We start from the raw sequence: 22,490 nt of genomic DNA on the forward strand, positions 1-22,490 counted from the left end.
GTCGCGGCGGGCGCCGCCGAAGGCGGCGTCGAAGCCGTACTTGTCCAGCGCCATCTTGAGCGACTGGGTCTTCATGATGTCGGTGTACTTGGCGCTGCCGTGATCGAAGGGGTTGACGCCGGCGGCGCGTCCTTCCTCGTTGATGTGCTCGATCAGTTCCATGCCGACCTGGGCCGCCATGCGATCACGGAACTCGATCATTTCGCGGAACTTCCAGGTGGTGTTGACGTGCATCAGCGGGAACGGCGGCGGCCCGGGATAGAACGCCTTGCGCGCCAGGTGCAGCATCACCGAGGAGTCCTTGCCGATCGAGTAGAGCATCACCGGGTTGCGGAACTCGGCGGCGACCTCGCGGATGATGTGGATCGACTCCGCCTCGAGTTGCTTGAGGTGGGTTTGGCGTTCGGGGGTAAGCTCTGTCATGTGATTTCCATAAAAGCAGTGTCGATCAAGTATCAAGAAGGAAGAGATAAGCGCCGCTACGCGGCTAGAAGAAGGAAGAAAAATTCTCTGCTCTCATCTCTTAATGCACATTTTTACCTCTTCCTTCTTCCCTCTTCCCTCTTCCGTCTTAATTCTTCCAACTGGCGCGTAGCGCCCCTTCCCAGCGAAAATCCCGCTGCCCGCAGACGATGAAGAACGGGTTGAGGTAGCTCTCTTTCTGGTTGCAGCGCAGCGGTTCGAGGGTTTCGGCATCGAGCACTTCGCCACCGGCGGCGGTGACCACGGCCTGGGCGGCGGCGGTGTCCCATTCGCAGGTCGGCGCCAGGCGCGGGTAGAGGTCGGCGGCGCCTTCGGCGACCAGGCAGAGCTTGAGCGAGCTGCCCATGGAGACGCGCTCGTGCGTGGGCAGTTGGGCGCAGAAGGCTTCGAAGGCTTCCGAGCCATGCGAACGGCTGCCGACCACCAGCCAGGGCCGTTCGTCCGCCGCCGGCAGCTCGCGCGCCTGGATCCGGCTCTCGCCATCGGCGGTGATCTTGAAGGCGCCGGCCTGGGCGTCGCCCCACCAGGTCGTTGCGAGTACCGGCGCATGAACGATGCCGAAGACGGGGATGCCGTTCTCGACCAGGGCGACGTTGAGCGTGAATTCGCCGTTCTTCTTGATGAATTCCTTGGTGCCGTCGAGCGGGTCGATCAGCCAGTAGCGCTGCCACTGCCGGCGCGTGTCGAAGGCAATCGCTTCGCTCTCTTCGGAAAGGATCGGAATATCGGGCGTCAGGCGCTCCAGCATGGCCGTGAGCGCCCGGTGCGAGGTCATGTCCGCCTGGGTCAGCGGGCTGTCGTCGGCCTTGGTCTCGACACTGAAGTCCTGGGCGTAAATGCCAAGGACCTGTTCGCCGGCCTCGGAAACGCCTTCGAGTAGTTCGCGCCGCAGCGCTTCGTCGATAGTCATCGTATACCCCTCATTAGTTCGGCTCACGCAAAGCCCAGGAATAGGGCCAGGGCCCGGTTAACGGCAATCATGGCGGTGTCGTCGAGACGGCCAAACGGCTCCCCCAACCTGTCCCGTTTCACCGTCATGGCCTTGTCCACCATGATCTGCGACCGCTTACGCAGGCGATTCCCTGGGCTGGGGTCCACATCCAGGCGAATCAACGGCGCATCGACCAGCGTTCCCGACAATAGCAACACCGTCACGGTGGCCGTGTCTGGGAATTGATCGGATTGAACCACGAGTGCCGGGCGCGGCTTGCCGAAATCACCCGGCAAGGCAATGGTCACCAAATCGCCACGCCTCATCTCTTCCTCTCGTCGTCCACATCCAGCTCGCCACCCACATCCAAAAGCGCCGCATCCATGAAGCCCTGCAAGTCGTGATCCTCGGCGTCAGCCTCGGCCACCACCTGGCACTGACGGCGGACCTCTTCGGCGAAGCCCGGGCGGCGGGTATCGGGCACCCAAATCTGAATCGGACGCAGCCCGGCTGCCCTCAAGGCCTCACGATGCTTCCGCACCCTCGAGTTCACATTCGTAGTCGTCATGCCATCTCTCCTGAATCGTTTCATGAAACAGGTTATGCGAAGATCGCGTTACATGAAACCGTCATTCGACAATATCCGGCTCACCGCTAGAAAGGCCAGATCAACGGTATGAGCAGAATACTGACCATGCCGACGATCAGGCTGAGCGGTACGCCGAGCTTGAGATAGTCGTGCATGCGGTATCCGCCAGGCCCCATCACCATCAGGTTGGTCTGGTAGCCCAGCGCGGTCATGAAGCTGGCCGAAGCAGCGATGGTGATGGCGATGACGAACGGCATGAAATCCACGCCCAACTGCTGCGAAACCGCCACCCCGATGGGAAACATCAGCACGGCGGCGGCGTTGTTGGTGATCATCTCGGTGAACAGCACCGTCATCAGATAAACGAACGCCAGCGCCAGCCAGGGCGAGTCGATGTGCCCGACGACCTGCTCGGCGATGGTCTGGGCCGCGCCGGACTGGGTCATGGCGGTACCCAGCGAGAACGAGGCGGCGATCACGATCAATACCGAAAGGTCGATATACCGACGCGCCTTGCCCATGGTCAGGCAACCGGTCATCAACAGCGCGCCAGCCGCGAGAAACGCAGCCTCGAGGATCGACATCAGATTGGTCGCGCTGAGCAGCACCATCAACCCGAGAATGCCGAGGGAGAGCGGCGCTTTCTGGAAGTTGGGCGGCGTCGAATCGTTGAGCTGGCTGACCAGCAGGAAGTCCTTGCGGTAGCGATACTGCTCGACGAACTCCTGCCCCGTCTCCAGCAGCAGGGTGTCGCCCACCTGCAGCTCGATGTCGCCGACCTTGCCATCCAGCCGGCGGCCGTGGCGCGAAATCGACAGGATCACCGCCTGGAAACGGGAGCGGAAACGGGATTCGCGTACCGAACGGCCGATGCCGGTGAAGTCGGGACCGATGACGGCCTCGACCAGGCAGCGGCGATGATGGGCGACCTTGAGTTTCTGCACGTTGCCGTTGGCCGGCACCAGGCCACGAATCTCGCGCAGTTCGCGCGCGCATTCCGGCGCACCGATGAAGACCAGCGTGTCGCCGCCCAGCAGTTTGGTATCCGGCGGTACGGCGGTCATCAGGTGCCCGTCGCGCTCGATATCGGCGAGATAGCCGAACTGCAGGTTACGCAGGCCAGCATCGGCGATGCTCTTGCCCACCAGCGGGCCGCTGGATTCGACCATGACCTCCACGCAGTATTCGCGGACCTGATCCAGCTGCGCCCCGGTGCCATCGCGTTGCGGCAACAGCCAACTGGCGAAGAGCAGGATGAAACCACCGCCGATGATCAGTATCGGCAGGCCGATCCAGGTGAGCTCGAACATGCCCAGCGAGATACCTTGCTGGCTCTGCAGCAGGCCATCGATGACCAGGTTGGTACTGGTGCCGATCAACGTGCAGGTGCCGCCGAGGATGGAGATGTAACTGAGCGGGAGCAGCAGCTTGGAAGGCGGCAGACGCAGGCGGCTGGACCAGTCCTGAATCGCCGGGATGAACATCGCCACCACGGTGGTGTTGTTCATGAAGGCGCTGAGCACGGAAGCCGGCAGCATGACCCGCCACTGGGCGCGGCGGAGTGTCGAGGGCTGCCCCAGCAGTTGGCCGGCGATCCATTTGATCGCGCCGGTCTCCTTGAGCGCGGCGGCGACTACGTAGAGCGCGGCGATGGTCATCACGCCGGTATTGGCGAAGCCCGCCAGGGCTTCCTGCGGCGTGAGCACATCGGTGAAGATCAAGAACGCCATTGCGCCGACCAGAATGGCATCCGGCGCAATCCGCGTGAAAACCAGCGTGCCCAAGACAGCAACGACGGCAGCGACGCTCAACCAGGCATCAATATCCATTTCTACCTCTGACGTTCTGTCGAAAATCCAGACAGACCTAAATTCATGCCCTGATTGGCTCGCGTGGCGCTTCCCATCTCGGCACATCGCTTAGCCAAAGCCCAAGCGACATTCGGCCGAGTGCCACGAAGCGCATTCTAATGGTGCCCCCATACCCAGTTCCAGAAGCATTCCCCGAGAGGGTATTTACAAAAGGGCTGCGCTCGGCAATACCGCGTTGAAATCGTCCTCAAAATGCTCATTTACCCCGTGTAAACTCCGCTTTATTCGTTCGATTTCGCCTTGTCTTGCCTTCGCTCGCCTATTTTGTAAACACCCTCTGAGACACAATGGCATGAATGTCTACGCGGGGTTTTAAAGCTCCCTGCTGAAATCGACCATGCGTCACCTCGCCTATCCATGGCGGTTCCGTACAAACCCTAGGGGCTGTTGACGTTTCAGCGCGAACCGCGTTGCTGCGTCAAATGGTGCCAGGCCAGGCGCGGGATGCAGAGAATGGTGATTCCCTTGTCAAGTCCCGCAACGCCGCATGGCGCCATTTGCCGCGCAACCCAGAGGGCCTGGCCAGTTTTCGCACGGTGCTGCGTTATTCGTCGTTCATTTGAAATGACCAAACTACTCTCCTCATGCCTTACCCCGCACAAAAACTGGCTTCGGCGCGGCCGCGCATGAAACGTCAACAGCCCCTAGCCCAGCATCGTATCGCTCCGTTCTCGTCTCTCGAAAGATACCCACCGTATCGACCAAGCTTGCCAAAGGGAGAAGCCGGTGCCATGAGGAATTCCGTGCGCTTTCGTTGCCATCGGTAATCCCGGCGGGTGACGATTTTGCGCGACATTGCCCGTCTCCGATCGCCGACGACTACGACTTAAGTCTTTGACCATAAAGGTCGCTATCATGACGATTCCGATATTCGGGGCTCCGCCGGGCATTGAACTGTGTTAATCCCCGTGCGGAAAGATCACCAAGTAGATACAGAAATCTACATTCACTTCCGCTCCTCTGGCCATGGCCTTTTGCCCTGGCCTATCGAGGCACCGGCCGGCGCGCCGAGAGACGGGGCCTCGATAGGTTCACGAATCGTTGACCGAGATAGCGCGCTTCGTCACTGCCGATGAAGTCAGGCTGGCGTAGCGCGAGAGCCAGATAGGTGAAGATCGCCCATCCCAGCCGCAGCTCTCGCGAACCGCCAATCCACGCTTCCGCCTGGCGTGGCGGGACACCGAGCAACAAGCGGGAAAGATCGAAACCGACCGGCAGAATGCCGGCCCGATCCCAGTCGATCAGCATCGGCCTGCCGCTGCCCGCTTCGATGATGACGTTGTCGCGATGCAGGTCGCCGTGGGAAAAGACCCGTGGCAGGCGCCCCGCCACCCACAGCATGCCGGCGAGCAGCCAGCAATCCCGACGGCGCTGGCCGGCCAGCAGTTGACGCCAGTTCCGGCCAACGATCCGGTCGGCGGAAGAGCGTTCCCGAAGTCCGGGCTCCAGCTCCGAGGGCGGCTTCAAGGCATTGAGACGCTTGGCGCACTCGATGGTCCGGCGTATCGCCGGTTCGGCGTCGATCCCCAGTTTGTCCAGCGTCTCGCCGGCAACGTAGTCGACACCCAGCGTGACGCCGCCCGTGGGGTCGGCAAGCATTTCGATGCCGGGACAAGGTACACGGCTGGGTTCGAGAACCCGTTTGTAGAGGCTTTCCAGCCGGCGTGCGCGATGCATGGGAAACGCGAGGGAGATCACCAGGCGCCGCTCGGGAGTCTGGATCGCAACCGCCGAGAGCGCTCCCGTCTGGCCGAACAGCGGGCGAAACGCGACGATTTCGAACCTGGGTCGGAGCGTCTCGAGAGCCCTGCGGAAAGCCGGCAGTTCACCGTAGACATCGATGGGGAGGAAGCCATCGACGTCCGAGCGGGCGCGAACACGGCTCTCGCCGATGACCGCCACCCCCTTGTTGAGAACCATGCCATCGGCGAGCGAGCGCGCACGGACCAGATCGCCGGTCTCGAACGTCAGCGGCGCCTGAAAACCGACGTTGGGGTCCCGGGAAGCTCCCGCCTGCACCACATCCGGCCGCGAATCCTGGCAAAAAGCGCAGAAGCGGTCGATGTCGTTGACGGATATGACTACGGCTCGAGGCCGGTTTCTCGCCTTTGTGCCTCTGGCGGCATACCAGCCCGAGAGGCCCGAGCCATTGATGCGATCGACGAAGCCAGGCATGTTGCCTCCGAGTGACGACGAAGCTCTAGAGGAATGCTACAGCGTCACCGCGCGCCAGGCAGGAACCAATTTTCGGCTCATTACAGTTGATGAAAAGAATCGTAAACGGCCCGCTCATGACGGACACATTTTCCCTGCCCAGTGAAACCCGGCGCCGGTTCGGCGTTCAGCGCAACGACCGGCGCCGAGCCTCTGCCCCGGCGGAGGAGTTGTCCCAACGCGCCGGTAACCAGTGGCGCGGCCAGCGCGCCATGATGGCGATGACGACCACCGCGAACGCCAATCGCACCCAGAGTACGGCCCACAGATCCGCCCCCAGCAACAGAATCAGCAAGGTGTCCTCGATCACGCTGTGACAAAGCCCCAGAAAGCACAGTGCCAGCACGCTGTCCCGCCTGCCCATGGCACCGCTGTCCACGTCACGGATCAGCAGTCCCGCGCCATAGGTCAGCCCGAGAGTCGCGCCAATGACCGTGACATTGGCCGCCGCTCGCCCAATGCCGAGCATTCTCAGCAACGGTGTCAGTGCCATGTGGATCACGCGCTCGATACCCAGCCATCTGAGCGCGACAAGCAATGTCATCAGGGCAAGGATGATCAAAAAGGCCATGGCCAACGTCTCCAGTTGGCTCACCAGCCAACCCCCCAGCCCCGATGCCACGGGCTCCGGCCGCCACACCAACTCGACCTGTCGAGTATCACCCAGCAGGCGATAGCAACCGGCGAGCAGTGCCGCAAACAGCAGCGCGCCTCCCATGCGTAGGACAAGCGTCGCCCACCAGGGTACTCCGGCCCTGCGTGCCACGGCCCCTTCCACCGGCAGCGAGTGCCCGATCAGCAACAATCCGCTGAAGACGCTGATCTGCGCCACGCTGAGTGGCGTGTCCCCCGCGATCTCGAAGAAGACCACTATGCCGGTAAAAATGTCATGCCTTGGCCTGTTGCAGCGGCTCCCGGCGATAGTGTCGGAGATCGAACTGGCTCAATGAGCCAAGTCCATATCGTTTACGGCCCGCTCGATGACTTCGGGAGACACGCCTTGAGCTTTCAGAGATTCCACCAGGCGCACGACGCTGTCATCGAGATATTGTGCCTCATCCCTACGCAATCCCTCGCTAACATAGGCCTTGAGTAATGTCTGATACCCCTGGAAGCCCTTTAACGGTGCGATCTTCTTGAGCGATTCCACGACATCGACAGGCACCCGCAGGGTGACCGTGGTCATGGGGCGGTCCTTGGCCAAACGTTTCTTCAAAATATCACTGTGCATAGATCGCCTCCTCTTTGCGTGTCGCTCGGCTTTTTCCTTGTTCCAGACAAAGACAGTGCCATGGCGATCGATCCGAGTGTCCATTTGCCCTCCGCGTAAACACATTGTATTTACGCGCATTCAGGGCAGCTATGCAATATTGCGTTATTGCAATAGCCACTCATTCAGTAGAGATGTCTTTTTCCGTCGCCCCCTGCGTCTCGGTCTCGGTGTGCTGCCGCCATTGCTGAATCAGGGTGTCATCGAACCGGCTCGGATCCAGCCGCTGTGACCAGCCGATGATCGGGATCATGTCATTATCGGGGCCGCCGCGTTCCGGGACGATGTATTCCCAGGCGATACGTCCGTCGCGGGTCACTTCGACCAGCCGGCCACCATCGGACTCGCTGATCAGCGTGTTGCCGTTGTCCAGCCGGTGTTGATCGCCGCGGATTTCGCTTTCCAGCGGATGTTCGGGGGTACCGGCGTATTGCCATACGATCTGCATGGTGCGCGGGTTGAATTCGAGAATGCGGGTCTCGCCTTCCGGCTCGTGATAATGGCCACGATTGTCGAACAGCGTGATGTCGCCGTTGGGCAGCACATTGGGGTCGTGCTGGCGTATCCAGGGACCGCGCGTCGCCCAGGTCAGCTTCTGGGTGCGCGGGTCGAACACGGCGATGGAACTGGTCTCGCGGAACGACAATAGCAGGTCGCCTTCCTTGCCGAACGCGAAATTGCGCGCCTTGTCGGCATCGATGTAGTCGACCGCGTTGGCATGGATCGGGTCGCCGACCATGATGCCGGGTACGTTGTCCAGCAGCTCGCTGTACTTGGAGTCGTGGATCACCGGCAGCAGCCGTGTACGCTGCAGCTCCTTGCCATCCGGCGACAGCACCACCAGCGAGTCCTCCAGGCGAGGCGGCTTGAGATAGTCGAAGCCTTGGATCTCATCGTCGAAGATGCCGTGGATCAGGGCGTAGATCTTGCCGTCCGGGGCGACGGCGAATTGGTGATGCGCACGCCCGGCGTAGCGCCAGATCACGTTGGAATCCTTGTCCAGCTTGACCAGCCCGTAGCCGTAGGGCGTATCGCCATTGCCCTCGTAGAGCGCGATCAGGTCGCCGTTGGGCTGGACCTGGGCATTGCGGAAGTGGATGAATTCATCGGGGCGCGGGTTGGGCACGCCGTCACCGTCGGGCCACACTTCGCTGTAGGGTTTGCGCCACTCGTGAACCTTGTTGCCGTTCATGTCGATCAGGTAGGCGGCGGGCTCGGTCCCGGTGGTGTAGAGCGTCAGGCCATTGCGGGCGAGCTGCGGATCGTACTGGGTCACCCCCTTGGCATCGGTACGCTGCGTGCGCCAGATATCGCCCTTGTAGACGTCGTTGTAGTCGGTCATCTGATGGTAGAGCGCCTGCCCGGCCTGGTAGGCGTGCTGGATCTGCGGGCCGGGGAAGATTTCGCTGACCACCGAGAAAGCGCCAACGATGAAAACGATCACCAGCAGCGCAATGATCGACAACGCCTTGAACAGCTTGTCCGTAAACGTTTCGGCATCACGCAGCATCGGCGGACGCCCGGAAGTCTTTGACGGGTCCATGTCTCTTGTCTCTATCCCAGTGGATACACAATAGCCAAAGCCCAACGAATTCAATAATCCGGGGCCGACGTCGCAACCGGTTTTTAGAGCCAAGGAATAGAAGAAAGGTTCAACGGGGAACGGTATCTTAATGTTTCCTTAAGACACGCTTTGGGTATTTTATGGCGCTCGATCTCATTCGGGAGTCGATGCTTGAGGAATGTCGGGTGACATCGGGAACCACGTCGGCCTATAGCCGTAAGTGCGTCTTGAAGCGCGGGGTCGAACAGCGCCCCGCGTCAAGTACAACGTCTCATTGGCGGCTAGCGGCGTCGTTACTCCTGGATCAGCCCGACTTCGCGGGAAACCTGGTTGAGTTTCGCGACCTGATCGTTCACGAAGGTATCGAAGTCCTTGCCAAAGCGTTCGAACGGCACCAGGCCATTCTGCTTCATGATCTGGCGCCACTCTTCCGTCTCGCTGGCCTGGCGCAGGGTAGACACCCACCACTCGTACTCGGCATCGCTGACGCCCTTGGGCATATAGAAACCGCGCCAGTTGGATGCTTCGACATCCAGCCCCAGCTCGGTTGAGGTCGGAATCTCGTCCAGTGGCGGTGCTAGCCGCTTATCATTCAGCACGGCCAACGGCCGTAGATCGCCGGATTCGATGAAGCCTTGAGAGGACGACACCACGCCGACCAGCGCATCGATATGCCCACCGATGACCTGCGTCACCGCCGAACCGCCGTTGTTGTAAGAGAGATACTTGATCTTGTTCAGATTCTTGACGCCGGCCTCGTGCGCCGTCATCAGGATCTTGAGGTGATCCCATCCCCCCACCGCACTGGCACCGGCGAAGGTAACCGACGCGGGATCTTCCTTCAGTGCCGCAAGCAACTGATCCAGCGATGTATAGGGAGAATCCTTCTTGACGGCGATGATCCCCGGATCGGCCCCGATGGCGCCCACCCAGCGCACCATGTCAGCCGTCATGCCGGGGAACTGCCCTTGGGCGAGCCGCGCAGTGGTGGCCGTGCTGGCAGCGGCGATGACCTTGGGATCGTTACCTCGCTTGGTAATGATGTGCGCGTAGCCGACGCCGCCTCCCGCGCCCGGCATGTTCTTCGTCTGCACGTTTACCTGATGGTCGGTTGCCCCACCGATGATCTGCCCCAGGCTACGGCAGGTGAAATCCCAACCGCCGCCTGGCCCTGCTGGCGCTATGCAATCCACGGTCCCGGTGATGTCGGCATCCTGGGCCGTCGCGGCTCCCGACAGCATCACGGTCAATGCGGCGATGGCATACGCTGACTTTCTCGTTCTGGAAAGCATGCTCGCTCCTGTTTTTCTTATGAACAATTGAATAATCATGGGATCGATCTGAAAGAATGCTAGCGTATACATGTGAATACATCAAACATTCACTCATTCGTACAAGTTCCTTAAAATCAGGGAATTAGATTTACTGAACCGCTTTGTCTCTCTAGACTTTGGGCTAAGAAGCGGGAGGCATAGCGCACCATCGGGGGGGAAGACATGGCGGAAAATTTCTCGCGCAGCGAGCAGGCTTACCAAAAGATTCTGGAAGGCATCCGGGAAGGCACCTTGAAACCGGGAAGCCGAATCAAGGAATCCGATATTGCGGACTGGCTGAGTTTCAGTCGTACGCCGGTGAGAGAAGCCTTGAAACGGCTCGAAGCCTCCGGGCTGCTGGTCGTTGCGCCTTATAGCGGCATGCAGATAGCCAAGCTGGGCTATCAGGAAGTCATGGAGCTCTACTACATGCGTGAGGTGCTGGAGAGTTCCGCTGCCGGCCTGGCTGCCCGACACGCCAGTGATGCGGAGATCTATTCGCTGAACGAGATCATGGGCAAATACGAGGCCGCCAGCTCTCCCGCCGAACAGGCGCGTCATAATCGCCTCTTCCATAACGGCATCTATCATGCCGCCCACAACCGCTACTTGTTGAAATCGCTCAATTCCCTGCGCGACTCCATGGCACTGCTGGGCAAGACGACTTACGAGGTTCCCGGCCGCGCCGATGCCGTGGTGAAAGAGCACCGGGCCATCCATGAATCCATCGCCAATCGGGATGTCGAGAAGGCGCAGGAGATGGCAGCGCTGCATATTCGTGAGGCGCAGAAAGCAAGGATCCAGCTCATGGGCGATGAGCTGGACGACTATCAGCAATGACTGCTCGACCATGAACGATCGATAATAGCCAGGCCGAAAAGGACCACGCTTTATTCCCTCTCTGCGTGCCCTTTCCAGCCCCGTTCGTCATTTCTCGTTGTGGTATTTGAGCAATGCGCCCAACCTGAAGAAGATATGAATGAACTTGCTGAATGGCAGCACGGCGAATAGCGCCGCGACCACGCCGAGATGTACGATCAACAGCACGCCCATCGCCGACGTATCACGCAGCCCGAGCAGGACCAACCCCGTCAGACTGACCCAGAAAAGCAAGCTCAGGAAGGCGTAATCCATGCCCAGTACGGCCTTCCAGCTCGGGCCATCGTGCATGCGTAGCTTGACCCAGCTCAGCCCCGCCGTACCGATGATGATACCCACGCCGCCGGCCGTCCCTAGAATGACGGGCAGGCTGGTCAGCGCATAGGGGGCGACCCAGCCGAACACGTAGTCGTAGATCGTCGCGACCGAAGTGGCGGCAAAGCAGAGCAGGAAACCGTACATCATCAGATGATGATAGCGGCGTCGACGGTTGCTGAAGGTGCTGTCTTCATCGTTGCAACCGCTGCCATCGCTTCCCAGGTGCTTGAGTGTCATGGCGTCGTGCAGCGCGCTGCGCATCGCGTCACGATTGGTAAGATAGGAAACCCGCCCGCCGATGGCTCTCCAGAAGTTCCGCACCCCCAGGCCGATGGCGAGAATATCGAACAGGAAGATGATACCGGCGATGCCAGCCATGATTCCGTGGGGAATGATACGGTAGAACGCCCCTGGCCCTTGCTGAACGCTGAACAGGCTGCCGGCGTCGGCATAGAGCAGCCCGCAAAGCATGACCAGCGAGAACGCCAGCGCGGTGATCATCGAGATCACGGTGCCGTTCTTGCGAAATACCTTTCCGAGCGCCTTCGGCCAGACATACTCCTCGTAGCTTTCCTGCCTGACCTTGGTCAGCGCTTGCGGCACGTTCATGTCGAAGACATGAGGTGTCGTGTACTGGCAGGCGTGATAGCAGCCCGTGCAGTTATGGCAGAGATTGGAGAGGTACTGGATGGTTTCCCGGTCGAAACTGCGCCGGCTTTCGATCGCCGGGAACACGGCACAGAAACCTTCACAGTAGCGACACGAGTTGCATATCTCGATATTGCGGCGCGCGTCCTGCGTTACGTCCAGAATACTAATGGATTCCATTTGCCGCCTCCTGCCCTGCGGTGATACCGAACACGGTTCCTATCGCCATTCCGAATCCAGCCAGATAGCCCTGGCCCAGGATATTTCCTGCCATGATCTCTCCCGCGGCAAATATCGTATTCGAGGGTCCCGTCTCTTCGAAGATGACCTGTGCCTTGTCGGTGACCTTCACGCCCATGTAGGTAAAGGTGATACCGGGCGCCAACGTGTAGCCGTAATAAGGTGGTGTATCGATCCTGCGCGCCCAGTTCGTCTTGTCGACGTCCAGCCCCGTGGTTCCGCAACCATCCAGTACGTCCTTGTCGAACGGGGTGTCACCGATAGCGGCATTGAATGTCGTGATCGTTTGTTTCAGTGCCGAGGGGTCCAGCTTGAGCTTTGTCGCCAGCTCTTCCACGGAATCTGCCTCCAGCGGCGGGAAGACCGACGGCATGAAGTCATTGATCGCCTTGGAGTCGATGATCACGTAACCCACCTGATCGGGCTGCTGGGCGATGAGCCGCCCCCAGATCGCGTACCGTTTCGGCCAGAAATCCTCTCCTTCGTCGTAGAATCGGCGGCAATACTTGTCGACCACGATGCCGAAGGAGACGCAGTCCAGACGCGTGACGATACCGCCGTCATACTTCGGCGCTCGTCCGTCGATGGCGACGGCATGGCACTGGTCGGGTTCCCCGATGATGCTGGCGCGATGACGCATGAACTCCTTGATCATCAGGCCCTGGTTGAATTGCGTGCCCCGGATGAGGAAATTGCGCGCGCTCGGCCCCCAGGCTTCCTCCAACCACTCCAGGTTCGACTCGAACCCGCCCGAGGCCACGACCAGCCGCTTGGCGTGGACCTCGTGACGTATCCCCTTGCAGAGCACCACGGCGGACTTGAACTCCCCCGCTTCAATATCGAGCTCGATCGCCTGGGCGTCATAGACGATCCGTACGCCCTTGCGCTCGGCGGTGTTGTAATAGGCATTGACCAGCGCCTTGCCGCCGCCAAGAAAGAAGGCGTTGGTGCGGGACAGACTGAGCGTCCCGCCCAGGGACGGCTGAAACCGGACACCGTTGGCTGTCATCCAGTCGTAGGCGTCGTAGGACCTCCGAATCGTCATCCGCGCCAGCTCCGGATCGGTCTTGCCGGCGGTGACTCGCATCAGGTCCTCGAAATACTCCTCTTCCGTATAGTCGCCAGCGAGGATGCCTTTCGGCCCTTCGTGCATGCAGCGGAAGTTACGCGTGTGCTGGCTGTTGCCGCCACGAAGCGATTTCGGAGCATGCTCGACCATGAGCACGTTGCACCCGGCATCCGCCGCGGAAATCGCCGCACACAACGCCGCGTTGCCGCCTCCGATCACCAGCACATCGGAAAACAGCGCGTCTCCCGTCTTGTAATCCTTTCGATCCATAGTCTCTCGCCAACCCGAATACTATTGAGTGCAAGCGTATACAATTAGGATCGGCAAAACAATATGGCGCGAATCCCGCATCCGTATTGCATCAGTCTGGAGAGGTTCGAGATGAGCCGAAATGACGAGGATCGCGCGCTGACCAATGATCGGCGCGCAACAAGACTTCAAGCGAACCAAGATCGCGATGGATTAGAAAGCTGGAGGGCAGGTCACCATGGTCGAGTCTCGCGCGATACCATGGGCAATAATCCGTCATATCTATGGCAAATGGCATGGCGATGAAGTCCGTATCCATGTCGCAACGGCTGGTGTTCGCGATCTCGAAAGTGCAAGTCATCTTCGCCCACAGCGATCCCAGCTGGCCTACCACTAGACCGATACCGCCGAGAATATCCAGAAGCGCTGGCCGATACTGCCCTGGTTAGGAGTTTCCACCGTATTCATTGTCCTGATTGGCCATTCGGTATCAGCAGCACGCGCCCTTTCACCCGCCGCTCGAGCAAATCATTGAGCGCGATGGCGAAGTCTTCCAGCGCATAGCGCTTGCACGGCCCCGGCACGATCTCCCCCTTGGTAGCCAGGTTAAGAATCTCCCGGAAAGCACGCTGCATGATCTGGGGACAACGTTTGCGGTAGTCGCTCACCTGTACGCCGCTGACCTCGATGTTCTTCAACATGAGGTAGTTAGCCTTGATCGTCGGAATGCGTCCGGCGGACTCCTTGGACGAATTATCAAAGTTGGTTGCCTGTTTAAAGAAACGGGAAGCTGCACACGCGGAGGAGATGAGTCGTATCCATGTGCAGAATGCGTCACAGGCGGCATTGTCCAAGCTTCGACAAAGCGAGTAGCCGATACAAAGTCAGCAGCGATGCATTGCACCTCAACCCGCTCAATCGTCCCCAGCTCTCGGAGTGGGCCATTCCCCCCCTGCACCAAGGAGAGCATGACAAGCTTGGATTTATCGGGTCAACGAGAGTATCGTCATGCCATGATGCGATCGATCGTGTTGCTGTTGACGATACTGGTGTTGAATGCTGCGCCCTTCGTGAGTTCGGCCCATGCGCTGGGCATGACATCAGCCGGGGTGCGGGCGATGTCGCACATGTCCGTTTCCTGCGACCACGAATCGCAGCATGCTGCCGACACCGATCAGTGTCATTCGACGATCGCCTGCAACTCGCATGCGGCAGCCAATTGCGCCAGAGCCTGCGCAGGCATGGTCGGATTCTCACTGCCGGCGCAGGGCGTCATGGCCATCATGATAGAACGCTCCTCACCCGTTCCTTCCACCGCACTGGTGCCCGAAGATCCCATCCCTCAAGGAATCGATCGACCTCCCAAATTGCGTCTCCTCTGAAGCTTACGCCCGGCATTCTACCGGAGCCTAACCGAGCCCAAATGGGCCCTTCTTCTGGAGACGGACATGACCCCGATTTCCCGGCGCGCTTTTCTCGCCGCCAGTTCCGCTGCGCTTGCAGTCACCGCGCTACCGCGCGTGCTCTTCGCCGACTCACCGGCAATCCCGCTCAAGGCCACCTCCCGGGTGCTCGATATCGATGGACGGGCGGCTACCGTTTACGGGTTGCAAGGTCCGTCCGGCCAAGGGTTATGGCTGAACCCGGGCGAACACTTTCGGGTGGCTCTGACCAACGACCTCGATGAATCGACGATCATTCACTGGCATGGGCAGATTCCCCCGAACGTGCAGGATGGCGTTCCCGATCTGCCCATGCCGATGCTGAAACCAGGCGAGACCCGCGGCTATGACTATGCGCCAAACCCCGGAACTTACTGGATGCACTCTCATGTGCCCCTACAAGAGATGCATCTCCTGGCGGCCCCGCTGATCGTTCGCAGCCATGAGGATCTCGCCGCCGATCGCCAGGATGTGGCGATGTTCCTGCACGACTTCTCGTTCAAGTCTCCCGAGGAAGTGATGATGGAGATCATGGCGGGACATGTACAAGGGGGGAATGACACTCATGGTGAGATGCATGCCGGCGGCATGTCGGGCATGGATCACTCCATGATGTCGGATATGGATCACTCGATGATCTCGAACATGCGCCACGGCAATATGGCCATGAACGACCAGGCCGGCATGAACGGCATGGCGATGGATCTGAACGACTACGATTGGGATGCCTACCTGGCCAACGACCGGACTCTGTCCGACCCCGACATCGTCCGGGTGGAGCGTGGCGGACGCATCCGGCTGCGGATCGTCAATGCCTCGGCGGCCACGGTATTCTGGATCGACACCGGAGAGGTGCCGGCACGCTTGGTGGCGGTGGACGGCCACGCCGTGCAGCCGCTGACCGGTCGCCGTTTCGGGGTGGCAATGGCCCAGCGTCTCGATCTGGAGATCGACCTGCCCAATGGAGAGGGCGCCTGGCCAATTCTGGCCTTGCGTGAAGGCGCGCGCGAACGTACGGGCTTGATATTGGCCACATCCGGTGCCGCGATAACGAAGGTCGATTCCCTGGGCAACGACAACGCGCCACCCTTCGATACCGATCTGGCGCAGGAAGCGCGGCTCGTCGCGCAGGACCCGCTGCCGGAGCGCGCGGTTCAGCGTCATCAGACACTGGTGCTGGGGGGCGGTATGCAACCCTATCGCTGGACGATCGACAATGCGATCTGGAGTCACCATGTGCCCGTCCCGGCCCGTTCCGGGGAGCGCGTGGAGCTGAGTTTTCGTAATGCCTCGATGATGGGCCATCCAATGCATCTGCATGGACATACCTTCCAGGTGGTCGAGTTGAATGGCCGACGCATCGCCGGCGCGCGTCGCGATACCGTACATGTGCCGCCCATGGCGACGGTCAAGATCGCGCTCGATGCCGGCGAGGCGGCCAGATGGATGCTTCACTGTCACCATATGCCACATCTCGAGACGGGAATGATGACGGAATTCGAGGTCACTTCCGCCTAGGAACCCGTTCACGATCGGCGCAAGGCGCATTCATGCATCCCACATTAGCTGTTACAGGAATGCCAGATGACACACCACGACCCTCACATGCACGAGACCGCCGAAGGCACCTCGACCGCAACGGACCCCGTGTGCGGGATGAACGTCACGGTCGGCCCCGATACCCGGCATGCCGAATTCCAGGGACGGACCTTTCATTTCTGCTCGGACAAATGTCGGCAGCGTTTCGATAGCGACCCTTACTTCTATGCCTCGGGACATGCGCAAGATCATGAGGCAGCGACGCCCGAGGGCACGCAGTGGACCTGCCCGATGCATCCTCAGATCGTGCGCGAAGCCCCCGGTTCATGCCCGATCTGCGGCATGGCGCTGGAGCCGGTGATTCCCACCGAAGGGGAAAATCCCGAACTCGCCGATTTCACTCGCCGTCTATGGGTCAGCGTCGCCTGCTCGGTACCGCTGCTGATCCTGACAATGGGCGGCATGATTGGTCTGCCCTTTCGCGACTGGATCGGACATGGCCCAGCCAACTGGGTCGAATTCGTCCTGGCCAGCCCCGTCGTCCTGTGGGCCGCGTTGCCGTTCTTTCGGCGGGGTTGGGAATCGATCGTCAATCGCTCGCCCAACATGTGGACACTGATCTCGCTGGGCGTGGGATCGGCCTATCTCTACTCGATCCTCGCCACACTGCTACCGGGCCTATTCCCCGAGCATTACCGGACGAACGGCGCGGTCGGCACCTATTTCGAGGCCTCGGCGGTCATCGTTGCCCTGGTCTTCGTCGGCCAGGTACTGGAGCTGCGAGCACGCGAACGCACCGGCGATGCGATCCGCGCATTGCTGGATCTCGCACCGAAGACCGCCCGCCGGGTGCTGGAGGATGGCAGTGAATACGACGCACCACTTGAGAACATCGTGGAGGGGGATCGGCTGCGCGTCCGTCCCGGCGATGCCGTGCCGGTCGATGGCGAGGTCATCGAAGGCCGCTCCTCGATCGACGAAAGCATGATCACCGGCGAGGCTGTTCCGGTCGGCAAGGGCCCCGGTGACAGCGTCACCGGCGGTACGCTCAATGCCAACGGTTCGCTGGTGATCGCCGCGCGTCGCGTGGGGGCCGACACAGTCCTGTCGCAGATCGTGGCGATGGTCGCCTCGGCGCGGCGTTCGCGCGCGCCGATCCAGGGGCTCGCGGATCGCGCTTCGGCGATCTTCGTTCCCACGGTGGTAGGTGTCGCCCTCCTGGCCTTTATCGGCTGGCTGGTCTGGGGGCCTCAACCCTCGCTGATCTCGGCCATCGCCGCCGCCGTCTCGGTGCTGATCATCGCCTGCCCTTGTGCGCTGGGGCTGGCGACGCCGATCTCGATCACCACCGCCGCCGGGCGCGGCGCGCAGGCCGGCGTTCTGATCCGCGATGCAGAGGCCCTGGAACGAATGGCGGTGGTCGATGTCCTGGTCGTCGACAAGACCGGCACCTTGACCGAGGGCAAACCGAAGCTGACCGATGTCAGGGCACTCGCGGACGTATCGGAAAGCGAGCTTTTATCCTTCGCCGCCGCCCTGGAGACCGGCTCCGAGCATCCCCTGGCCGAAGCGATCATCGACGGCGCGCGCGAGCGCGGTGCACCACGCCGCTCGGCCGAGACGTTCGAGGCCGTCACCGGCAAAGGGGTCAAGGGCCGGATTCAAGGGCAGGACGTCGCACTCGGCAATGCCACGATGCTGAACGACGTCGGAGCGGAAGCCGAATCGGCCGCCGAGTCGCTGCGCGCCGAGGGCAAGACGGCGATGTTCATCGCCCTCGACGGCAAGGTGGCGGGTATCGTCGCGGTGGCCGACCCGGTCAAGGAGACTACCGCCGAGGCGATCTCCGCCCTGCACGCGCTCGGCCTTCGCATCATCATGGCGACGGGGGACAGCCAGCGCACCGCCGAGGCGGTCGCCGCGACGTTGAATATCGACGACGTCCGGGCGGGCGTGCTGCCCGAGGACAAGAAGGCACTCGTCGAGGAACTGAAGGCACGGAAATCCGTGGTCGCGATGGCCGGTGACGGCGTGAACGATGCGCCCGCGCTGGCCGCGGCGGACATCGGCATCGCCATGGGCACCGGCGCCGACGTGGCCATGGAGAGCGCCGGTCTGACCCTGTTGGGCGGCGACCTGAACGGGGTCGTGCGTGCCCGCCGCCTGGCCGAGGCCACGCTGCGCAACATCAAGCAGAACCTGTTCTTCGCCTTCGCCTACAACTCGGCGGGAATCCCCATCGCGGCCGGCGTGCTGTATCCGCTGACCGGCACCCTGCTCTCACCGATGATCGCGGCGGCGGCGATGAGTCTCTCTTCGGTCTCGGTCATTGCCAACGCGCTGCGTCTGCGCCGCGCGAAGCTTTGAGCGGGTGGGACCGTGCGGTGGTTTTCCAACGTGAGTTGCACCTGGAGCCCCGACAAACACGCGGACAATCACCCATTCTTGCCCCGAGCGGTAGCGCTCGAGGCGAGAACGGGCGGAACGTGCCTATCAAACGTGCCTATGCAAACGTGCCTATGCAAACGTGCGTCACTCGGTTTCGATGTAGGCGACCTGCGTGCGCGTGTATTCATAGAGCCCATGCTTGCCATCGGCGCCACCGATGCCGGATTTGCGCGTACCGGCGTGGAAGCCTTGCATGGCTTCGAAGTTTTCCCGGTTGACATAGGTCTCGCCGTAGTCGATCTCGCGAATCGCGTGCATGGCGCGGTTCAGGCTGCGTGTATAGACCGAGGAAGTGAGGCCATACTCGGAGTCGTTGGCCAGCGCAATCGCCTCGTCGAGATCGTCGACGACCTGGATCGGCAACACCGGGCCGAATATCTCGTCACGCATGATCCGCATGTCGGCACGACAATTCCCAAGCACCGTCGGCTGATAGTGAAAACCGGCACCGAGATCGGCGACCTGGCCTCCGGTCATCAATTCGGCCCCGTCCCGGATCGCCCGCGTGACCATTTGGGAGACCTTGTCGAGTCCCTCGCGGTTGATCAGCGGCCCCATCTCCACGTCAGGCTGGGCCGTGGGATCGCCATAGGTCGTCGCCGCCATCGCCTTGGCGATCTTGTCGCTGAATTCATCGGCAACCTTGCGCTCGACATAGACCCGTTCGGCGCAGTTGCAGACCTGGCCACTGTTGATGATACGCGAGGCGCGAATGGCTTTTACCGCCAGATCGATGTCGGCGTCATCGAGCACGATGGCCGGGGCCTTCCCACCCAGTTCCAGATTGACCTTGGTGATGTTGTCGGCGGCGTTGCGCATGATGTGCGAACCGGTGGCGACGCTGCCGGTAAAACTGATCATGTCGACCAGCGGGCTCGCTGTCAGTGCGCTGCCGGTGCTGGCGCCGCCGCCGCTGACCACGTTGAAGACCCCGGCCGGTAGACCGATCTGGTCGAGCAGACGAGTATATTCGAAGCAGTTGTTGGGCGTTTCCTCGCTGGGCTTGATCACTACGGTATTGCCGGTCACCAGCGCTGGCGCCATCTTGCGCGCGATCAGGAAGAACGGAAAGTTCCACGGCAGGATACCGGCGACGACCCCGAGCGGCTTGCGAAACAGAAAGATCGATTCCCGGGGCCGGTCGCTCTCGATGATCTCGCCCTCGATGCGCCGCGCCCACTCGGCCATGTAATCGAGATAGTCGGCGGTGAAGTTGACCTCGGTTTCGGCCAGGCCACCGATCTTGCCCTGCTCCAGCGTGATGACACGAGCCAAGGCCTTGGCCTCGCCACGGATCTTGTCGGCCAGCGTATGCAAGTATGCCGCACGCTCGACCGCCGGCTTACGCGCCCAATCCTTCTGCGCCCCGTGGGCCGCTTGAAGTGCGCGCTGGACATCGTCGGGCGACGACTCCGGCACCCTCGACAGCACCTCGCCGTTGGCGGGATTGCGTACGTCGAGCATCTGCGAAGCGGCTTCGAAGCGACCGCCAATATAGTTCTGGTAGATTTTCACGTTACTGGTCATCGCATTTTACTCCTGTTGATGACAGTCGATGGCGCTAGGGCCTGTTCACACTATGCGCCGCGAGCCGCGTTGCTGCGTCAAATGCGTTCAGGCAAGGCGCGGGACGCCGATTAAGGGTGGCTTCCTTATCCAGTCACGCAACGAAGCCTGGGCGTATTTGACGCGCAACCCGAAGGGACGGGCCCTAGTCGGCTCAATAGCCGCTGGATGAACCCGACACCGGCTTTTCGCCCTTGTAGCGGGCGACGGTATCGACCGCCGCCTGACGCAACAGGCTGATATCGATACCCACGGCGATGAAATCGAACCCCCATTCTGCGTATCGTCGGGCATCCGCTTCGGCCGGCGCCAGAATGCCGGCCGCCTTGCCCGCCGCTCGGGTGGCGTCGAGCGTATGCCGAATCATGGCTTGCACGTCGGGGTGATTGGGATTACCGACATGGCCAACGCCGGTCGAGAGATCGACCGGACCGACGAAGATCGCATCCACTCCCGGCGTGGCGGCAATCGCTGCGGCATTGTCGACCCCGGCGCGGGATTCCACCTGCACGATCAGGCACAGCTCCTCGTGAGCGCGTGCCATGTAGTCCGCGACGCCATCCCAGCGCGTGGCACGGGTCAGACCGCCGCCAACACCGCGAAAACCGTGCGGCGGATAGCGCGTGGCGGCGACCAGTTTGGCCGCCTGCTCGGCACTGTCGACCATCGGAATCATCAATGTCTGCGCGCCGATGTCGAGCAGGCGTTTGATCAGCGCTGGGTCGTGGTTGACGGCACGCACCACTGGCGCGCTGGGATACGGCGCCACGGCCTGCAACTGGGCCAGGATCGAGGGCACGGTGTTGGGCGCGTGTTCACCGTCGATCAATAACCAGTCGAAGCCGGTGCTGGCGAGAATCTCGGCGGCGTAGCCGGTGCCGAAACCGGTCCAACAGCCGTAACGGGGCTCTCCGGTCAACAAGGCCTTGAAGGAGTTGCGGGGTAATTGCATGACTGGCGATTCCTATGACTGGATTGTCGTCGATACAACTTTATTGAAGGTTGACGAACATGCCTCCGTCCACCAGCAACGAGGCACCGGTCACGTACTGCGCCATGTCCGACGCCAGAAACACGATCGGGCCGCCCATGTCTTCCGGTCGCCCCAGGCGCCCGAGCGGGGTGCGGCCGATCATGTAATCGCGCTTCTCCTGGTCGGCCAGATCCTCCTTGTTGATGTCGGTCTCGATCGTTCCCGGCAGCACGGCGTTACAGCGAATGCCATACGGACCCAGCGCGATGGCGCATGACTGCATCAACGACAGTAGCCCTGCCTTGGTCGGCGTATAGTGGGTCTGCATACCGCCGCCGACCAGCGCACTGATGGAACTCACCGCGATGATGGCACCTCCGCGACCTTGATCCTTCATGCGGTTGGCGGCTGCCTGAACGGCAAAGTAGGCGCCATTCAAGTTGGTGTTGACCGTCTCAAGATAGGTCTCGCGCGGCATGTCTAGGAAGCTGTGGAACGGGCAGATACCGGCGTTATTGACGAACACATCGACACCGCCGAAGGCATCGACGGCGGCTTTGACCAGCTTGTCGCCGGTATCCGGATCACCGGCCGGCGCGCCGACCTCGACCGCTTTTCGGCCAAGTGACTCGATCTCGGCGATCAGATCCTTGACCAGCGGCCGGCTGGACTCGCTGCCACTGTAACCGATGACGACATTGGCCCCCTGGCGGGCACATTCGAGCGCGGCGGCGGCACCGATACCGCGTGAGGCACCGGTGATGATGACGGACTTGTTCTCGAGCAACATGACGGACTCCTCATGGATGGAAGATAAAATGGGCGAAAAGAACAAAAGCATTCACTGCAGGGACGCTACTCACTGTAGGTGGCGACCGTAGATG

The 22,490-nt window shown here is 61.2% G+C and carries 20 protein-coding genes; 4 read left to right on the plus strand and 16 right to left on the minus strand.

Annotation, left to right across the window (positions count from 1 at the left end):
• From cysD to DOM57_RS00175, 10 genes are all read right to left on the minus strand, one after another.
• On the minus strand, positions 1-423 hold a 423-nt coding region (gene cysD, locus DOM57_RS00130), incomplete at its 3' end, for a sulfate adenylyltransferase subunit CysD (protein ID WP_162619392.1).
• Positions 424-571: 148 nt separating this feature from the next.
• Positions 572-1,393, minus strand: coding sequence for a 3'(2'),5'-bisphosphate nucleotidase CysQ (gene cysQ, locus DOM57_RS00135; RefSeq protein ID WP_110647223.1), 822 nt, complete (start codon positions 1,391-1,393; stop codon positions 572-574).
• 23 nt (positions 1,394-1,416) lie between these two features.
• On the minus strand, positions 1,417-1,740 hold the full coding sequence (locus DOM57_RS00140) for a type II toxin-antitoxin system PemK/MazF family toxin (RefSeq protein ID WP_110647224.1): 324 nt from the start codon (positions 1,738-1,740) through the stop codon (positions 1,417-1,419).
• A complete protein-coding gene (locus tag DOM57_RS00145) occupies positions 1,737-1,982 on the minus strand; it encodes an antitoxin MazE family protein (protein WP_110647225.1) in 246 nt (81 codons plus the stop codon). The genes DOM57_RS00140 and DOM57_RS00145 overlap by 4 nt, the downstream gene beginning before the upstream one ends.
• Before the next feature lie 86 nt (positions 1,983-2,068).
• On the minus strand, positions 2,069-3,832 hold the full coding sequence (locus tag DOM57_RS00150) for an SLC13 family permease (RefSeq protein ID WP_110647226.1): 1,764 nt from the start codon (positions 3,830-3,832) through the stop codon (positions 2,069-2,071).
• A 1,026-nt stretch (positions 3,833-4,858) separates the two neighbouring features.
• Positions 4,859-6,049, minus strand: a complete 1,191-nt coding sequence (locus DOM57_RS00155; protein ID WP_110647227.1) for an aminoglycoside phosphotransferase family protein — start codon at positions 6,047-6,049, stop codon at positions 4,859-4,861.
• A 166-nt stretch (positions 6,050-6,215) separates the two neighbouring features.
• Positions 6,216-6,920 (minus strand): hypothetical protein, encoded by a 705-nt coding sequence (locus tag DOM57_RS00160; RefSeq protein WP_162619393.1) that lies wholly within the window; start codon positions 6,918-6,920, stop codon positions 6,216-6,218.
• A gap of 111 nt (positions 6,921-7,031) precedes the next feature.
• A complete protein-coding gene (locus DOM57_RS00165) occupies positions 7,032-7,319 on the minus strand; it encodes a hypothetical protein (RefSeq protein WP_110647229.1) in 288 nt (95 codons plus the stop codon).
• A gap of 160 nt (positions 7,320-7,479) precedes the next feature.
• Positions 7,480-8,901 carry an arylsulfotransferase family protein gene (locus DOM57_RS00170; RefSeq protein ID WP_110647230.1) on the minus strand — a complete coding sequence of 474 codons (1,422 nt, stop codon included), beginning with the start codon at positions 8,899-8,901 and terminating at the stop codon, positions 7,480-7,482.
• 314 nt (positions 8,902-9,215) lie between these two features.
• Positions 9,216-10,214: a Bug family tripartite tricarboxylate transporter substrate binding protein gene (locus tag DOM57_RS00175; protein WP_110647231.1), complete on the minus strand. Its 999-nt coding sequence runs from the start codon at positions 10,212-10,214 to the stop codon at positions 9,216-9,218.
• Between the two features lie 204 nt (positions 10,215-10,418).
• Here DOM57_RS00175 and DOM57_RS00180 point away from each other — a divergent pair, with 204 nt between their 5' ends.
• Positions 10,419-11,075, plus strand: coding sequence for a GntR family transcriptional regulator (locus DOM57_RS00180; RefSeq protein ID WP_110647232.1), 657 nt, complete (start codon positions 10,419-10,421; stop codon positions 11,073-11,075).
• Between the two features lie 87 nt (positions 11,076-11,162).
• On the opposite strand, the gene tcuB is transcribed toward DOM57_RS00180, so the two are convergent.
• The 3 genes from tcuB to DOM57_RS00195 form a co-directional block, all read right to left on the minus strand.
• A complete protein-coding gene (gene tcuB, locus DOM57_RS00185) occupies positions 11,163-12,260 on the minus strand; it encodes a tricarballylate utilization 4Fe-4S protein TcuB (protein WP_110647233.1) in 1,098 nt (365 codons plus the stop codon).
• On the minus strand, positions 12,247-13,659 hold the full coding sequence (tcuA, locus tag DOM57_RS00190; protein ID WP_110647234.1) for an FAD-dependent tricarballylate dehydrogenase TcuA: 1,413 nt from the start codon (positions 13,657-13,659) through the stop codon (positions 12,247-12,249). Before tcuA ends, tcuB begins: the two co-directional genes overlap by 14 nt.
• Positions 13,660-14,102: 443 nt before the next feature.
• Positions 14,103-14,339 carry an MDR/zinc-dependent alcohol dehydrogenase-like family protein gene (locus DOM57_RS00195; RefSeq protein WP_110647235.1) on the minus strand — a complete coding sequence of 79 codons (237 nt, stop codon included), beginning with the start codon at positions 14,337-14,339 and terminating at the stop codon, positions 14,103-14,105.
• A gap of 267 nt (positions 14,340-14,606) precedes the next feature.
• Between DOM57_RS00195 and DOM57_RS21665 the strand changes: the two genes are divergently transcribed.
• The 3 genes from DOM57_RS21665 (at position 14,607) to DOM57_RS00205 (ending at position 18,986) form a co-directional block, all read left to right on the plus strand.
• Positions 14,607-15,020, plus strand: a complete 414-nt coding sequence (locus DOM57_RS21665; protein ID WP_162619394.1) for a hypothetical protein — start codon at positions 14,607-14,609, stop codon at positions 15,018-15,020.
• Between the two features lie 66 nt (positions 15,021-15,086).
• A complete protein-coding gene (locus tag DOM57_RS00200) occupies positions 15,087-16,598 on the plus strand; it encodes a multicopper oxidase family protein (protein WP_110647236.1) in 1,512 nt (503 codons plus the stop codon).
• 66 nt (positions 16,599-16,664) lie between these two features.
• Entirely contained in the window at positions 16,665-18,986 is a 2,322-nt protein-coding gene (locus tag DOM57_RS00205; protein WP_110647237.1) for a heavy metal translocating P-type ATPase, read from the plus strand.
• 165 nt (positions 18,987-19,151) lie between these two features.
• Here the strand turns inward: DOM57_RS00205 and aldA are convergent, their stop codons facing one another.
• The 3 genes from aldA to DOM57_RS00220 all read right to left on the minus strand — a co-directional run bounded on the left by aldA (position 19,152) and on the right by DOM57_RS00220 (position 22,396).
• Positions 19,152-20,594 (minus strand): aldehyde dehydrogenase, encoded by a 1,443-nt coding sequence (aldA, locus tag DOM57_RS00210; protein WP_110647238.1) that lies wholly within the window; start codon positions 20,592-20,594, stop codon positions 19,152-19,154.
• A 193-nt stretch (positions 20,595-20,787) separates the two neighbouring features.
• Complete coding sequence (locus DOM57_RS00215) at positions 20,788-21,585, minus strand: HpcH/HpaI aldolase family protein (RefSeq protein WP_110647239.1); 798 nt, start codon at positions 21,583-21,585, stop codon at positions 20,788-20,790.
• 40 nt (positions 21,586-21,625) lie between these two features.
• Entirely contained in the window at positions 21,626-22,396 is a 771-nt protein-coding gene (locus DOM57_RS00220; protein ID WP_110647240.1) for an L-rhamnose 1-dehydrogenase Lra1, read from the minus strand.
• Between the last annotated feature and the right edge of the window lie 94 nt (positions 22,397-22,490).

Source organism: Salinicola peritrichatus, assembly GCF_003206715.1.
Taxonomy (GTDB): domain Bacteria; phylum Pseudomonadota; class Gammaproteobacteria; order Pseudomonadales; family Halomonadaceae; genus Salinicola; species Salinicola peritrichatus.

Coding starts and splice junctions, on each gene's coding strand:
- cysQ (WP_110647223.1), bottom strand. CDS start 1,393: ATGACTATCGACGAAGCGCTGCGGCGCGAACTACTCGAAGGCGTTTCC.
- DOM57_RS00140 (WP_110647224.1), bottom strand. CDS start 1,740: ATGAGGCGTGGCGATTTGGTGACCATTGCCTTGCCGGGTGATTTCGGC.
- DOM57_RS00145 (WP_110647225.1), bottom strand. CDS start 1,982: ATGACGACTACGAATGTGAACTCGAGGGTGCGGAAGCATCGTGAGGCC.
- DOM57_RS00150 (WP_110647226.1), bottom strand. CDS start 3,832: ATGGATATTGATGCCTGGTTGAGCGTCGCTGCCGTCGTTGCTGTCTTG.
- DOM57_RS00155 (WP_110647227.1), bottom strand. CDS start 6,049: ATGCCTGGCTTCGTCGATCGCATCAATGGCTCGGGCCTCTCGGGCTGG.
- DOM57_RS00165 (WP_110647229.1), bottom strand. CDS start 7,319: ATGCACAGTGATATTTTGAAGAAACGTTTGGCCAAGGACCGCCCCATG.
- DOM57_RS00170 (WP_110647230.1), bottom strand. CDS start 8,901: ATGGACCCGTCAAAGACTTCCGGGCGTCCGCCGATGCTGCGTGATGCC.
- DOM57_RS00175 (WP_110647231.1), bottom strand. CDS start 10,214: ATGCTTTCCAGAACGAGAAAGTCAGCGTATGCCATCGCCGCATTGACC.
- DOM57_RS00180 (WP_110647232.1), top strand. CDS start 10,419: ATGGCGGAAAATTTCTCGCGCAGCGAGCAGGCTTACCAAAAGATTCTG.
- tcuB (WP_110647233.1), bottom strand. CDS start 12,260: ATGGAATCCATTAGTATTCTGGACGTAACGCAGGACGCGCGCCGCAAT.
- tcuA (WP_110647234.1), bottom strand. CDS start 13,659: ATGGATCGAAAGGATTACAAGACGGGAGACGCGCTGTTTTCCGATGTG.
- DOM57_RS00195 (WP_110647235.1), bottom strand. CDS start 14,339: ATGTTGAAGAACATCGAGGTCAGCGGCGTACAGGTGAGCGACTACCGC.
- DOM57_RS21665 (WP_162619394.1), top strand. CDS start 14,607: ATGACAAGCTTGGATTTATCGGGTCAACGAGAGTATCGTCATGCCATG.
- DOM57_RS00200 (WP_110647236.1), top strand. CDS start 15,087: ATGACCCCGATTTCCCGGCGCGCTTTTCTCGCCGCCAGTTCCGCTGCG.
- DOM57_RS00205 (WP_110647237.1), top strand. CDS start 16,665: ATGACACACCACGACCCTCACATGCACGAGACCGCCGAAGGCACCTCG.
- aldA (WP_110647238.1), bottom strand. CDS start 20,594: ATGACCAGTAACGTGAAAATCTACCAGAACTATATTGGCGGTCGCTTC.
- DOM57_RS00215 (WP_110647239.1), bottom strand. CDS start 21,585: ATGCAATTACCCCGCAACTCCTTCAAGGCCTTGTTGACCGGAGAGCCC.
- DOM57_RS00220 (WP_110647240.1), bottom strand. CDS start 22,396: ATGTTGCTCGAGAACAAGTCCGTCATCATCACCGGTGCCTCACGCGGT.